Annotated in this window: 15 protein-coding genes, 1 tRNA gene and 1 other RNA gene; 6 read left to right on the top strand and 11 right to left on the bottom strand. The window is 57.5% G+C overall.

What is annotated here, in order from left to right; translation table 11 throughout:
• Positions 1–8: 8 nt before the first annotated feature.
• From ACP6EK_RS04110 to ACP6EK_RS04080, 7 genes are all read right to left on the bottom strand, one after another.
• Entirely contained in the window at positions 9–296 is a 288-nt protein-coding gene (locus ACP6EK_RS04110; protein ID WP_438318283.1) for a 4Fe-4S dicluster-binding protein, read from the bottom strand.
• On the bottom strand, positions 293–865 hold the full coding sequence (locus ACP6EK_RS04105; protein ID WP_438318280.1) for a 2-oxoacid:acceptor oxidoreductase family protein: 573 nt from the start codon (positions 863–865) through the stop codon (positions 293–295). The genes ACP6EK_RS04110 and ACP6EK_RS04105 overlap by 4 nt, the downstream gene beginning before the upstream one ends.
• A 2-nt stretch (positions 866–867) precedes the next feature.
• Positions 868–1,494, bottom strand: coding sequence for a recombination mediator RecR (gene recR / locus ACP6EK_RS04100; protein WP_438318277.1), 627 nt, complete (start codon positions 1,492–1,494; stop codon positions 868–870).
• Positions 1,495–1,506: 12 nt separating this feature from the next.
• Positions 1,507–1,776: a YbaB/EbfC family nucleoid-associated protein gene (locus tag ACP6EK_RS04095; RefSeq protein ID WP_438318274.1), complete on the bottom strand. Its 270-nt coding sequence runs from the start codon at positions 1,774–1,776 to the stop codon at positions 1,507–1,509.
• Positions 1,766–3,361 carry a DNA polymerase III subunit gamma/tau gene (gene dnaX / locus ACP6EK_RS04090; RefSeq protein WP_438318271.1) on the bottom strand — a complete coding sequence of 532 codons (1,596 nt, stop codon included), beginning with the start codon at positions 3,359–3,361 and terminating at the stop codon, positions 1,766–1,768. The genes ACP6EK_RS04095 and dnaX overlap by 11 nt, the downstream gene beginning before the upstream one ends.
• Positions 3,362–3,401: 40 nt before the next feature.
• Positions 3,402–3,666: signal recognition particle sRNA large type (gene ffs, locus ACP6EK_RS04085), an RNA gene on the bottom strand.
• Positions 3,667–3,679: 13 nt separating this feature from the next.
• Positions 3,680–3,774: transfer RNA gene (locus tag ACP6EK_RS04080), tRNA-Ser, on the bottom strand.
• 683 nt (positions 3,775–4,457) lie between these two features.
• Here ACP6EK_RS04080 and ACP6EK_RS04075 point away from each other — a divergent pair.
• From ACP6EK_RS04075 to ACP6EK_RS04055, 5 genes are read left to right on the top strand one after another with little or no spacing between them, the layout of a single operon-like run.
• Complete coding sequence (locus ACP6EK_RS04075) at positions 4,458–4,706, top strand: glutaredoxin family protein (protein ID WP_438318268.1); 249 nt, start codon at positions 4,458–4,460, stop codon at positions 4,704–4,706.
• Positions 4,703–5,101 carry a ferredoxin-thioredoxin reductase catalytic domain-containing protein gene (locus ACP6EK_RS04070; RefSeq protein WP_438318265.1) on the top strand — a complete coding sequence of 133 codons (399 nt, stop codon included), beginning with the start codon at positions 4,703–4,705 and terminating at the stop codon, positions 5,099–5,101. Before ACP6EK_RS04075 ends, ACP6EK_RS04070 begins: the two co-directional genes overlap by 4 nt.
• Before the next feature lie 18 nt (positions 5,102–5,119).
• On the top strand, positions 5,120–5,962 hold the full coding sequence (locus tag ACP6EK_RS04065; RefSeq protein ID WP_438318262.1) for a metal ABC transporter substrate-binding protein: 843 nt from the start codon (positions 5,120–5,122) through the stop codon (positions 5,960–5,962).
• 4 nt (positions 5,963–5,966) lie between these two features.
• On the top strand, positions 5,967–6,767 hold the full coding sequence (locus ACP6EK_RS04060; protein ID WP_438318259.1) for a metal ABC transporter ATP-binding protein: 801 nt from the start codon (positions 5,967–5,969) through the stop codon (positions 6,765–6,767).
• Positions 6,764–7,570 (top strand): metal ABC transporter permease, encoded by an 807-nt coding sequence (locus ACP6EK_RS04055; RefSeq protein ID WP_438318256.1) that lies wholly within the window; start codon positions 6,764–6,766, stop codon positions 7,568–7,570. The genes ACP6EK_RS04060 and ACP6EK_RS04055 overlap by 4 nt, the downstream gene beginning before the upstream one ends.
• On the opposite strand, the gene ACP6EK_RS04050 is transcribed toward ACP6EK_RS04055, so the two are convergent.
• Positions 7,539–8,225 carry a GAF domain-containing protein gene (locus tag ACP6EK_RS04050; RefSeq protein ID WP_438318253.1) on the bottom strand — a complete coding sequence of 229 codons (687 nt, stop codon included), beginning with the start codon at positions 8,223–8,225 and terminating at the stop codon, positions 7,539–7,541. The two genes, ACP6EK_RS04055 and ACP6EK_RS04050, sit on opposite strands and share 32 nt — an antisense overlap.
• Before the next feature lie 75 nt (positions 8,226–8,300).
• On the opposite strand from ACP6EK_RS04050, the gene glmM reads away from it, so the two are divergent.
• Entirely contained in the window at positions 8,301–9,656 is a 1,356-nt protein-coding gene (gene glmM, locus ACP6EK_RS04045) for a phosphoglucosamine mutase (RefSeq protein ID WP_438318251.1), read from the top strand.
• 9 nt (positions 9,657–9,665) lie between these two features.
• On the opposite strand, the gene ACP6EK_RS04040 is transcribed toward glmM, so the two are convergent.
• The 3 genes from ACP6EK_RS04040 to ACP6EK_RS04030 are packed head-to-tail and all read right to left on the bottom strand — an operon-like array spanning position 9,666 to position 12,864.
• Entirely contained in the window at positions 9,666–10,316 is a 651-nt protein-coding gene (locus tag ACP6EK_RS04040) for an MBL fold metallo-hydrolase (RefSeq protein WP_438318248.1), read from the bottom strand.
• A complete protein-coding gene (gene dtd, locus ACP6EK_RS04035; protein WP_438318245.1) occupies positions 10,313–10,768 on the bottom strand; it encodes a D-aminoacyl-tRNA deacylase in 456 nt (151 codons plus the stop codon). The genes ACP6EK_RS04040 and dtd overlap by 4 nt, the downstream gene beginning before the upstream one ends.
• On the bottom strand, positions 10,765–12,864 hold the full coding sequence (locus ACP6EK_RS04030) for a RelA/SpoT family protein (RefSeq protein WP_438318242.1): 2,100 nt from the start codon (positions 12,862–12,864) through the stop codon (positions 10,765–10,767). Before ACP6EK_RS04030 ends, dtd begins: the two co-directional genes overlap by 4 nt.
• Positions 12,865–12,899: the final 35 nt, after the last annotated feature.

The following is a 12,899-nucleotide window of genomic DNA, read 5'->3' as shown; positions in this document are numbered from 1 at the left end:
CTCGCTTTCTATCGTTCCGGAATCATGGTGATCGCCTGCTTGGGGCAAACACTCGCACAGATGCCACAGCCCTTGCAGTGGTCGTAATCAAAGCCTTCCATCGTCCCCCGGTCGGCATCGACGATCACCGAAGCATCGGGGCAGTATGCCCAGCAGAAGAAACAGTTGATGCATTTTGCCTTGTCCACCTGGGGCCGCTCGGTCCTCCAGTCGCCGGTTTTGTAAGTACGAGCGTTCCCCGCTTCAAGGATAAGCCCACCTGGAGGGAGTTCCTTCCAGCTCTTGAGTTTGCTCATCCTACTTGCGCCTCCTCATACGCTCTTCGTAAACAGGCGAGGTTTTTCTCCACCACCTCTGCCCGGAGTTTCTCCCCAAACTGCGCCTTTACGGCCTCAAGGACGTTCTCGAGCTTCACTTCCGGCAAAACCCGACAGAGCGCCCCAAGAATCGGAGTGTTCACCACCACCCGCCCGAGGATTTCCCGAGAAATCCGGGAAGCGTCCACCACCACAACCGTTCCGGAGGGAAAATGGAGGAGATTCCGCAAATCTCCCGGGGTCCCGGGGAAATTGGCCACCACCGTTCCGTTTTCGGCAAGACCCTCAAGGACGTCCACGGTTCCAAGAAGCGTGGGATCCACCACCACGACCATTTCAGGATTCGTGACTCCTGAGTGAATGCGAATCGGGGTACTACTCACCCGGTTGTATGCCTTCACCGGAGCACCCATTCGTTCAGGACCGTACTCGGGGAAAGCCTGGAAGTACTTCCCTTCCCGCAGCAGGGCATCGGCAAGGATGCGAGAGGCGGTGACGACTCCCTGCCCTCCCCGGCCATGCCATCGAATTTCCAGGGGTTTTTCCAAGGTTACGAGGCCTCCTTTCCTGGAGTCACGCGAATTTCTCGTCTCCCTTCAAGCGCCTGTGCCAGCGTCACCTCATCGGCAAACTCAAGGTCTCCACCCGAGGGCAACCCCCGGGCGATCAGGGTCACCTTCACCGGAAAAGCACCGAGCTTTTGAGCCAGAAAGAGTGTTGTGGCTTCCCCGTCAACTGATGGGTTCAGTGCCAGAATCACCTCCTCGATGTGTTCCTTTTGGATTCGCTCAAAGAGCTGAGGAATACGGATGTCCTCAGGACCGATACCCGAAAGAGGCGAGAGAACCCCCTGCAGAACGTGGTACTTTCCCCGGAATCCCGCCCGCTCCAGGGCAAAAACATCCTGGGGCCGTTCCACGACACAGAGGGTATGGGCATCTCGGGAAGCATCCTGACAGATCCGGCAGAGGTCTTCTTCGCTGAAGAAACCACACCGTTTGCAGAAGCGGATTCTCCTCCGCATATCCTCAAGAGCCCGGAGGAGCTCCTCAAGTTCCCCTGAAGGGGATTTCACGAGGTAGAAAGCGAGGCGCTGAGCGGTTTTCGGTCCGATTCCGGGCAATCGCGAAAGCGCGCGAATGACCCGGTCCAGTGACTCAGGATAGGCGTCCTGCACCCCTTCCACCTTCTATAAACCCGGAATGGTGAAACCACCAGTGATTTTAGCCAGTTCTTCCTGGGCGAGCTCTCGGGACCGTTTCAGCGCTTCATTCACCGCAACGAGGATCAGGTCTTGGAGCATCTCGACATCCTTCTCTTCAAGAAGTTCAGGGTCGATGGCGATGCTCAAGATTTCCTGCTGACCGTTGCAGGTGACCCTGACCATCCCTCCGCCGCTTGTGGCTTCCACCGTTTTCTGCCGGAGCTCTTCCTGCATCCTGGCAATCTTAGCCTGCATCTTCTGGGCTTCCTTCATCAGGTTTTTCCAGTTCTGCATCTTCCCACCTGCCCTTCGGCTGCTCACTCGGGACGTAGTGCACCACGGTTCCCGAGAAGAGATTCAGGATTTCCGGAAGAGGGGAATTCCCCTCCCGCAATCGCTCCCGCACCGGCTCCGTTTTCCCGGGAGCTTCAAAAACCACGACTTCCCGAGCCTCTGTGTTCCTCTCCCCCCGAAGCACACACTCAATCCGGCATTTCTCCCCACGTACACGCAAAAGCGCCTTCTCGAGGATCTCCAGATTCTCCCGGCGTTCCACGCTCTCTTTGTGGAACTGACAGTCTGGCCCAAAGGCGATCACAAGGCGCGAGGGCTCTTCGAAGCGAACCTCGGCAAGCTGCAGAAAGGCGTAGAGCGAAATTTTCGAGCGCTTGACCTCCTGGAGCACCTCCTGCCAGAAATCCCTCCGGGAAGGAACGGTTCCAGACGCCTCCGGTTTTTCTTCCTCTACTTTTTGCCCTAAGCATTCCATTATATCAAGGAGAGCAACCTCAAGCAAAACGCGAGCATGGGGGAGGCGGCGCAGATCCCCCTCAAGAACGCGCAACCGGTTGAGGACGGTTCCGAACACCCGGGGGTCGAAAGGCTCAGCCAGCGCCTTCAGGTCACTCCAGCGGGACTGGGAAATCCCAAAAAGAGCGTGGTACGTTGAGGAGGCGACCACGAAAAGGTCACGGAAGTACTGCACAAGGCTTGCCACAATATCTTCCGGGCCAAGACCACGGGAAAGCCACTCCTCCAGGGTCACGAGGGCCTTCCCCAGGTCTTTCTCGCGCAAAAGGGCGAAAAAGGCGTCGAGGTCCCTGGTCTCTACATCCCGGAGCACCCTGACCGCAAGGGAGAGGGGAATCACCTTTTCACCAAAGGCGAGAAGTTGCTCCAGGAGGCTTTCCGCATCCCGTAGGGACCCCTCTGCCTTTCGGGCAATGAGGTGGAGCACATCCTCCTCGATTGAGACCTCCTCTGAAGCGGCAATTCTTCGAAGCTGTTCCACGATGACCTCATGGGGAATGGGGTTGAAGAAAAGACGCACGCACCTTGAGAGGATGGTCTCTGGAAGTCGCTTTGGGTCCGTGGTGGCGAGGATGAACACAACGTGTCCTGGTGGTTCTTCAAGGGTCTTCAAAAGGGCGTTGAAGGCTTCCGGGGTGAGCATGTGCACCTCGTCAATGATGTAAACCTTGAAACGGGATTCAAGCGGAACGTATTTGACGTTCTCCCGGAGCTCCCGAATTTCGTCAATCCCCCGGTGCGAGGCGGCATCAATCTCCACAACGTCCAGGGCCCGACCCTGACGGATAGCAAGGCACGAGTTACAGACCCCGCAGGGAGCTGGGGTCACCCCCTCGTGGCAGTTCAGCGCCATAGCGAGCACCCGGGCGGTGGTGGTTTTCCCCACGCCCCGGGGACCGGAAAAGAGGAAAGCATGGGGGATGCGCTGAGATTTCAGGGCGTTCAGGAGGACCTGGATGACGGTGTCCTGTCCGGCAATGTCTTCAAAACGGTACGGCCTCCACTTCCGGTACAGCGCAAGGTACGACAACGTTCCACCTCTCTGAGGACAACCACAAAATTGCCTCTAATCGTGCACCGTCACTCGATCGCTCCCTCCCAGGCCGTGTCGAGGCCGGTAGCTCCGGCCAGGCACCCCTGCGGCACCCGAAGAGCCTCGCGTACCGTTGCTCCCTCCCGGGCCTGGCGGGGTTGGCGAGGATTCGTCGCGCAGGACCCAGCCCTCAACACCCCGTTCCCCCAACCGGGGCTGAAAGGAAGGACCTCATGCCGGAATTCAGCCCTGCTGTAGCGGATTGCAGGTACAGGGCACCGCTAACTCCCCGCCTAGCACGATTAGAGGCAAACCTGGCGGAGAGGGTGGGATTCGAACCCACGAGGCAGGCTCAACCCCTGCCTACCCGCTCTCCAGGCGGGCGCCTTCGTCCACTCAGCCACCTCTCCCTTTTCGTCTCCAGAGACATTATAGAAGATGCTCGCCCGGTTTTACAAGTTCCTGTATAGGTTCACACCATGTGGGGCACTCGAGAAACCAGCGCCTCTCAGCCCCCTCTGGAGCTTCTCTTTAGGATCCAGTCCCGACTCTTTTTGGGTCTTCTGGACTTATCCTTTAGGCCTTTAAGGCCTCTGGGGCTGAACTTCCCCTTCCACCGGGAGGAAGTTCCCAGGATACCTTCTCTTACGCAGGTAACGGCTACGGGGCAGACGAAGAAAGCAAAGCTTTGACCGGTACTCACAGCCACTGACGCTGAGCTGTCACACAGATAGGACGGAAAGAGAGAGAACGCTCCGAAGGAGGGGAAAACATGGCCTTGCCGGAATTGGTAGTAAAAGGCAGCCGAGGCTCCCTTTTTCGGCCCCACAGTGACGACGTTCTCAGACCCGGGATGACGGTATGCATCGACGTGAGCGTCTTCTCTGTCCCGGAAGTCCATGGAGTACGATTTGAGAGTGGAGTGGTTACCTCGTTACCGAAGGAGGAGCCGAACCACTTTCTTCCTTTATGGACCAGAAAAGATTGACCACCAGAGTGTAGTGGAAAAAGACCGCAAAAAACTTTGAATCACCGAATAAATCCTCTTTGCACCAGGTTGTAGAGTATAATGCGTGAGAAAGGGGGTACAACGATGAAACCCGTTATGCTCTATGCCCTGAGTACCTGCCCATTCTGCAAAATGGCCAAGCGCTTCTTCGAGAGCCGGAATATCCCGTATAATTTCGTCGATGTGGACCTTCTTCCCGAAGAAGAAAAGGAGAAGACTGTTGCCGAGGTTCAGCGAATCTCCGGACGGCGGGCGTTCCCGGTGATTGTGATCGGCGAAGAGGTCATCGTGGGATACGACGAACTCCGTATCAGGGAGGCTTTGGAAAAATGACGTCTGAGCGTATTCTCTGTCCCGTATGTCAGGTAGCCTTTCTCCTCAAGGAGGAAAAGGTTCCGGGAAAACGGGTGGTCTGCCCCGTGTGCGGGGCAGTGCTCGTTCTTGAAAAAGGCGACACGTCCTGGGTCTTGCGGCGTCCCCAGGATATCACCCCTGAGGAGGAAATCAGGGCGCGGGTAGAGAACTTCGCCCGACTCCGGGGATACCGTTTCAACGAGATGAAGGAACCCCTCATCGAAGCATTGTTGAAAAAATACGAGCGCTACGGAGACTTCTACTGTCCCTGCAAAATCGATAACATCCCCGAAAATGTCTGCCCCTGCCTCGAAACTCGGCAGGGGAGCGTGGAACGCAACGGCCGTTGCCACTGCGGCCTCTTCTGGAAATGAGAAGGGAGGAATACGGTCGTGAGGACTCTCGGCGTTGTGACGCTTCTTGTGCTTTTTGGAGGCTCTGCCCTGGCGCTCACCGTCGCGGCGTCCATTCCTCCGCTCTGTGACCTTGTGGCCCAGGTGGGACAGGACCGCGTCACCGTCGTGCAGCTTGTCCCAAATGGCGCCAACCCCCATACCTATGAACCTACCCCTTCTGATGTGATGAAAGCCGCCCAGGCCGATGCCTTCTTCCTCGTAGGCCTTGGGTTTGATGCTTTCCTTGAGAAGGTCATCCGGGCTGCCGGGAAAGAAGGGGCACCGGTGTTCTACCTCGCTTCTCACCTTGAGCTCCTTGAGGAACACCCCGGTGAGGCCAATCCCCATATTTGGCTCTCCCTCAAAAACGCCACAATCATCGTTCGGGATATTGCCCAAGCCCTGGCCTCCCTTGACCCTGAGGGCAAAAGCTTCTACCTTGAGAACGCACGAAGATACATGGAAATCCTTGAGGAACTCGATGCCTGGTTTAGGAGGGAAGTCGCTACCTTCCCCTCCCGGGCCTTCGTGGCTACCCACGCTTCTCTGAGCTATCTTGCCCGGGACTATGGTCTTGAAGAAATTGCGGTCCTTGAGAAAGCCCCGGGACACGAGCCCTCTCCGAAAGAACTGACGCAGCTTGTCGCGCTTATGAAGGAAAAGGGGGTCAGGGTGATTGTCGTGGAACCCCAGTTCAGCGTCAAAGCCGCCCGGGTTCTTGCCGAAGAAACGGGAAGTTCTCTGGTGTGGTTCGATCCCCTGGGGAGTTTCCCGGATCTCCCTTACTACAGGCTCATGCGGCAGAACCTCGAAACCCTGGCAGAGGCCCTGAAGGGATGAGACCATGACCCGACCGGTCATCGAGGTTGAACACCTGCATTTTGCCTATGAAGACGTTCCGGTCCTTGAAGACGTTTCCCTCACTGTTCGTGAGGGGGAGTTCGTAGCCCTCATCGGGCCCAATGGCGCCGGAAAAACCACCCTCCTCAAAATCCTCCTGGGACTTCTGCCTGTAAGAAAAGGAAGGGTACGGGTCTTCGGGAGGCCTCCCAAAGACCTCGGCCCGCTTCGCCACCGGATTGGGTATGTACCGCAACTTTCGCACTTTGACCCCCATTTCCCCATTACGCTCGGGGAATTCGTCCTCACGGGAAGGTATGGGCTCATTGGGGTGGGGAAAAGACCCGGAAGGTCAGACTGGGAGGCTGTTGAGAAAGCTCTGGAGGCCGTACACCTTCTCCACCTCAAAGATCGGCTCTTCGGGGAACTCTCTGGTGGAGAAAGGCAGCGGGCGCTCATCGCCCGGGCGCTGAGCGTGCACCCGAAACTCCTCCTCTGCGATGAACCCACAACGGCCGTCGACCCTGGAAATCACGAGAGCTTCTACGAGCTTCTCCTGCGATTGAAAAGGGAAGGGGTCACGATTCTCGTTATCTCCCACGATGTGGGAGTCATCGCCCAGTACGCGGACAGTATCGCCTGTCTGAACCGCACCATTTTCTGCCACCGAAGACCTGAAGAGGTGATTTCCGGGGAAATGCTCGAGGCGCTGTACGGGAAAGAGGCGGCATTCTTCCACCACGGAGATATCCCCCACATTGTGGTGCGGAGGGAGAAGAACGAGGGGGGTCTGGGGGCTTTGTGAGCGTCTTCGGTCTTGCCTTCATGCAACGGGCCGTGCTTGCAGGCTGCATCGTTGGGGCACTTTGCGCCCTGGTAGGTGTTTTTGTGGTGCTCAAGCGGCTCTCCTTCATGGGGGCCGGGATTTCTCATGCTGCCTTCGGGGGCGTGGCTTTGGGGTACGTCCTTGGCATACATCCTGTGGCGTCGAGTTTCGTCTTCTGTCTCCTTGTGAGCCTGGGCATTGCCGCCCTGGCAAAACACCGCCGTCTCAAAGAGGATACGCTTGTGGGCATCGTCTTTGCCAGCACCATGGCCCTGGGAGCCTTCCTCATCGGGGTGGTGAAAATCCGCAACGTCGACCTCTTTGGGTATCTCTTCGGGAATATCCTTGCCATCACCCGGGAAGACCTCCTGCTTGCCCTGGTCCTCGGCGGGGTACTGCTCTTTTTCCTTTTCCTCTTCTACAAGGAATTCGTGATGATTACTCTGGATCCGGAAGGAGGGAAAGCAAGCGGCATTTCCGTAGAGGCATTCTCATACCTCCTTGTGGCACTGGTGGCTTCAGTAGTCGTTGTGGCCACAAGGGTTGTGGGGATTGTACTCGCCTCGGCACTCCTTGTTCTCCCCGCGGCCACCGCCCTCCAGAGGGCAAGGACCATTCCTCAGGCCATGCTTTTTGCCCTCGTTGACGGAGTGGCCATATCCCTTGCGGGGCTTTTCCTGGCGTATTTCCTCGATGCTCCCGCCGGGGCAACCATTGTGCTCCTTGGAACAGGAGTGTTTTTGGGGGTTTTCATTTCTTCTTCATCTCCCAGGCGAGGATGATGGCCTCGGCCACTTCCTTCATGCTCTTCCCCTTGTTCATGCTGTAGCGCTGAATGCGGCGGTAGGCCTCTTCTTCCGTAAGGCCATATTCCTGCATGAGGATCCCCTTGGCCCGCTCGATTCTCTTCCGGGCCTCAAGCTCTTCTTTGACGAGCTCACTCTCCATGATGAGGCGGTGGTTCTCGATGACGATGGCCGCCTGGTTTGCTATGGCCGTGAGGAGTTGGATCTCGTCCTCTGCAAAATCCCGGGGTTCTGAGGTGTAGAGGTTCAACACCCCGATGACCCTTCCCCGAACGATAAGGGGCAAGCTCACAAGAGAGGCCAATCCCTCCTTTTCGGCGATGTCTTTATTGACGTAGCGAGGGTCCTCTTTGACGTCGCGGACGATGATGGGCCGCCTCTCAAGCGCCGCAAGCCCGGCGATCCCCTCTCCAAGGCGAAGAGGGGGTTTCCTGTTGTACGCTTCGCTCACCGACTGCGTGGCTTTCACTTCAAGGAGCTTCTTCTTCTCGTCAAGGAGCATCAGGGAACAGATATTGGAGCCCATGACCTGAGCAGTGATTGTTACGATGAGACGCAGAATATCTTCAAAGTACATGTCCGAGGTGATGAGCTCGCTGATTCTCGCCAGCGCTTCGATTTTCTCCCTCATGGGTTCACCTGGTATAATGGGATGGAGTTTTGCTACTTATTGTACCATGCTCTTTTAGCGAGTGGGGTGGAAACCATGCCCAAGCTCTTTGGAACTTTTGGCATACGGCGAGTGGCCAATGAAGTCCTGACCCCTGAGATGGCGACGAAACTCGCCCTGAGCTTTGCCACGTTCATCGGGGGAGAGAGCGTCGTCGTGGGCCGGGACACCCGAAAGACAAGTGAAATGCTCTACAACGCCGTCGTTGCCGGGCTTTGCTCCGCGGGGTGTCAGGTGGTGGAACTCGGGGTAACGGCCACCCCTGCTCTCCAGTGGGCCTGCCGGCAGTGGCAGATGTGGGGCGCCATGGTCACCGCAAGCCACAATCCCCCGGAGTGGAACGGCATCAAGTTCATGGAAAAAAGCGGAAAGGGGCTTGATCGGGAAAAAGAAGTGGAAGTGGAGCGGATATTCTTCGGCGAGACCTTCCGTCGGGCATCGTGGTTTGAAATCCGCCAGGAGACCGTAAAGCGTGATATCCGCTGGGACTACATCGCCGCCATCATGTCCCGGGTGGATGTTGCGGCAATCCGCAAGAGGAGCTTCCGGGTGGCTCTGGACTGCGCCAATGGTGCCCCTTCCCTCATCACTCCCTACCTCCTCTCGGAGATGGGGTGTCGTGTCGTCACGCTCAACGCTCACCCTGACGGGAACTTCCCCGGGAGAAACCCCGAGCCCACGCCGGAGAACCTCAAGGACATCGTCACCCTCATCCGCCACGGGGACTTCGACCTTGGTTTTGCCCAGGACGGCGATGGGGACCGCCTCATCGTCATCACGGAGAAAGGGGAATTTGTGCCGGGGGACCTCAGCGTGAGTCTTGTGGCGAAGGAACTGGCCCAAAGACCTATCCCCGGTCCCATCGTGACTACTGTAGCCACAACTCACATCCTCCAGGAGATTGCGAAAGCCACAAACCGCGAGGTCATCACCACCGCGGTGGGGGATCTCGTGGTGGCAAAGGTTCTCCAGGAGAAAGGGGGGATTTTCGGCTGTGAGGAGAATGGGGGAATGATTTTCCCGGATTTTGTCTGGGGGCGGGATGGGGCGATGGCTGCCGCCTTCATCCTCCATATCCTTGCGAACTCTGGGAAACCCTTAAGTGAACTCCTCCAGGAACTCCCTCCGTATTACCAGGTGAAGAAGAAAGTCACCATTGATCCCGAAAAACGCGACGCAGTGCTTGCCGCGGTGGATGAGGCCACGAAAAAAGAGCAAAACCGCATCACCACCGACGGTTTCAAGGTGGTCTTTGACGACGGCAGTTGGGTGCTCGTGCGACCCTCGGGAACCGAGCCCCTCATCCGGGTCTTTGCCGAAGCAAAAGATCGGGAACGAGCCGAAGCACTTGTCGCTCAGTACCTTGCCTTGATTGAAAAAGCCCAGAGGTAAAGCAAGGTTTCACCTCTGGGCCACGTACATGAGGTAGTAGGCGTTGGTTTTGCGCTCTGTTCCAATGTCTGTCAAGGGTCCATGTCCGGGAAATACCTGGACGTCGTCAGAGAAGCGTTCGAAAATCTTCCCCAAACTCTCCACCAGGTCCCGGAACGACCCTCCGGGAAGGTCGGTTCGTCCCACCGACCCAAAAAAGAGTGTATCTCCGCTGAAGAGCCACCGCTTTTCGGGCAAGAAGAGACACACGCTCCCCGGGGTGTGCCCGGGGGTTTGCAGCACCTCCACATTCTCGTCCCCCAGCGCAATCCACGCATCTTCTCCCTGGAAGGTGAGGTCCGGAAGGGGGGAAACGAAAGCCTGCGAGAACTCCTGAGAGAGGTTGAGGTCAGGACGCACAAGGTACAGAAGGTCCGCGTCGTGAACGGCAAGGAGTGCTCCAGGAAAGGCTTCTTTGAAAAAGGCATTGCCACCGATATGGTCAATGTGGCCGTGGGTGTTCACGATATAGCGGACCGTAAGGTTCTGGTCCTCAATCCACCGCCGGAGTTCCTCAGAACCCAGGGCAGGATCAAGGATCAGCGCTTCCCGCCCGTTGTGGATAACGTAGCAGTTCGTCGCGAGATCTCCGAGAATAAACCGTTCGACGAAAAGGCTCATGCTCTCCTCCTTTCTTTACTCTCAAGGAGTATCGTGACCGGGCCATCGTTTCGGAGTTCGACTTCCATGAACGCTCCGAAAACACCGCTCTCGACCCGAACACCCGTCCCCCGTAAACGACGAAGGAATTCCTCGTAGTACTGTCGTGCCATCTCTGGAGGAGCCGCCTCATCGAAACTCGGTCGAAGACCCCGGCGACAGTCCCCATAGAGGGTGAACTGAGGGACACAGAGCACCGATCCTTGAATATCCTGGACATTGAGGTTCATCTTCCCCTGAGGATCCTCAAAGACCCGAAGGCGAGGAATCTTCCACACCATGAACTCCAGGTCTTTTTCTGTATCGTCCTTCCCGACCCCGAGGAATACGAGGAGTCCCCGCTCAATGGCACCCACGACCCTTCCGTCAACCCTGACCGAAGCGCTCCGCACTCGCTGGATCACAGCCCTCATCGGGGAGAAAACACTCCTCCTCTCTTCACACTCTGCACGTTGGCGACCTTGCGGATTTCCTTGAAAACCTCCTCGAGCTCCTCGCGGTTTTTTACCTCCACCACAAGGTGGATGTAGGCTTCATCCGCCACAGTGTGTGCCCGAACGGCCTTGATTTCCACCTGGCAGTTCGAGATGGCCCCCGAGACATCCGCAAGAAGCTTCGGCCGATCAAGGGCCTCAACGACAATTCCGGTGTGGAACCGGCCCTCGATGTCCCCCACCCACTCGGCACTGAGGAAACGGTTCGTGTCCTGGGCCAAAGCGGCAAGGTTCGAACAGTCACGCCGGTGCACCGTGATGCCCTTCCCCTGGGTGACGAAGGCCACGATGTCGTCCCCCGGGATAGGGGCACAGCATCGCGCCAGACGCACCACGAGATTCGACTCCCCCTGGACGATGACGCTTTCCTCTTCCCGGAAAGGACGGGAAATTCCAGCCTTTTTCCTCTCCTGGAAACGGCGGCGAATGGCGTAGGGGATGATCTTGTGCACCACGTACCGGGCGCTGTAGCGTCCCTCCCCGACGGCCACGTACAGGTCCTCGATGTCCTTGAGGTGTTCCCGCTCCAGAAAGGCATTGAGATTTTCGGTGACCCTGAGGTTCTCCTCGGGTGTCAGGGAGTACTTCTCCATCTCCCGGACGAAGAGCTCCCGACCCTTTTCCCGGTTCATCTCCTGGTTCTTCTTGCGGAGGAACGCCCGGATCTTGCTCCGAGCCGCAGGCGTTTTCGCAATCTTCAGCCAGTCGGCACTGGGTCCTGAAGAAGAGCGAGAGGTGATGATTTCCACGATATCCCCGCTTTTCAGCTCGTAATCCAGGGGAACCATCTTCTTGTTGACCCGTGCCCCCACGCAGGTGTTCCCCACCTCGGTGTGGATGAGGTAGGCAAAATCGATGGGCGTGGACCCTTTGGGGAGCTTCTTGAGGTCACCCTTTGGGGTAAAAACGTAGACCTCGTCGTCGAAGAGGCTGATTTTCAGGCTCTCCATGAACTCCCGGGTGCTCTTCAAATCCTGTTGCCACTCGAGAATCTGCCGGAGCCAGGCCATCCGCTCATCAAAGCCGTCGTCTGTCCCCTGGGTTTTCCCCTCCTTGTACTTCCAGTGCGCTGCAATGCCGTATTCTGCAACCTGATGCATGTCCCAGGTGCGAATCTGCACCTCCATGGGGAGCCCTTTGGGGCCGATGACGGTGGTGTGAAGGGACTGGTACATGTTGGACTTCGGGACGGCGATGTAGTCCTTAAAGCGGCCTTCGATGGGGTTCCAGAGGGAATGAACGATGCCCAAAACGGTATAGCACTCCTCCACGGTCCGCACGATCACCCGCAGGGCGATGAGGTCTGGAAGGTCCTCGAGGTTCAGATTCTGGCGACGGAGCTTGTTGTAGATGCTGTAGATGTGCTTGAAGCGACTCTGGATTTCCCCCTCAATACCCGCGCGCTTGAGGCGTTCGGCAATTTGCCTTTTGGCCTCCTCAATCTGCGCCTCCCGTTCCGCCTTCAGCCGCTCCACTCCACGCTGGATGGCGCAGTACGCCTCCGGGTCGAGGAAAAAGAGGGAGAGATTCTCGAGCTCCACCTGCATGGCGTACATTCCCAGGCGATGAGCAATAGGGGCGAAGATTTCCAGGGTCTCCCGGGCGATTTCCTCTTTTTTTTGCCGGTTCTGGTACTTGAGGGTTCGCATGTTGTGGAGACGATCGGCAAGTTTAATAATGATAACCCGCACGTCCTCGGCCATGGCCACAAAGAGTCGCCGGTAGTTCTCCACCTGGGCTTCCTCTTTCGAGGTGTACGAAAACCCCACGTTGAGCTTGGTGACTCCCTGGACGAGGCGCGCGATTTCATCCCCGAACTCCTTCTGCAAGGCTTCCGCCGTAACATCGCTGTCCTCGAGGACGTCATGGAGCAGGGCCGCCGCAATGGTCACCTCATCCATCCGGAGATCCGCCACGATGTGGGCCACCGCAAGAGGGTGGACAAAAAAGGGCTCACCCGAAAGCCGCACCTGGCCCTCGTGGGCCCTGAAGGCAAAATGGTACGCCCGCTCCACAAGGTCACGGTCGAATTCAGGGTGATATGAGGCAA

The organism is Candidatus Caldatribacterium sp. SIUC1 (assembly GCF_051549785.1).
Classification (GTDB): domain Bacteria; phylum Atribacterota; class Atribacteria; order Atribacterales; family Caldatribacteriaceae; genus Caldatribacterium.
Note: the sequence above shows the minus strand (reverse complement) of the source record. Positions and strands in the feature narration are given on the sequence as shown.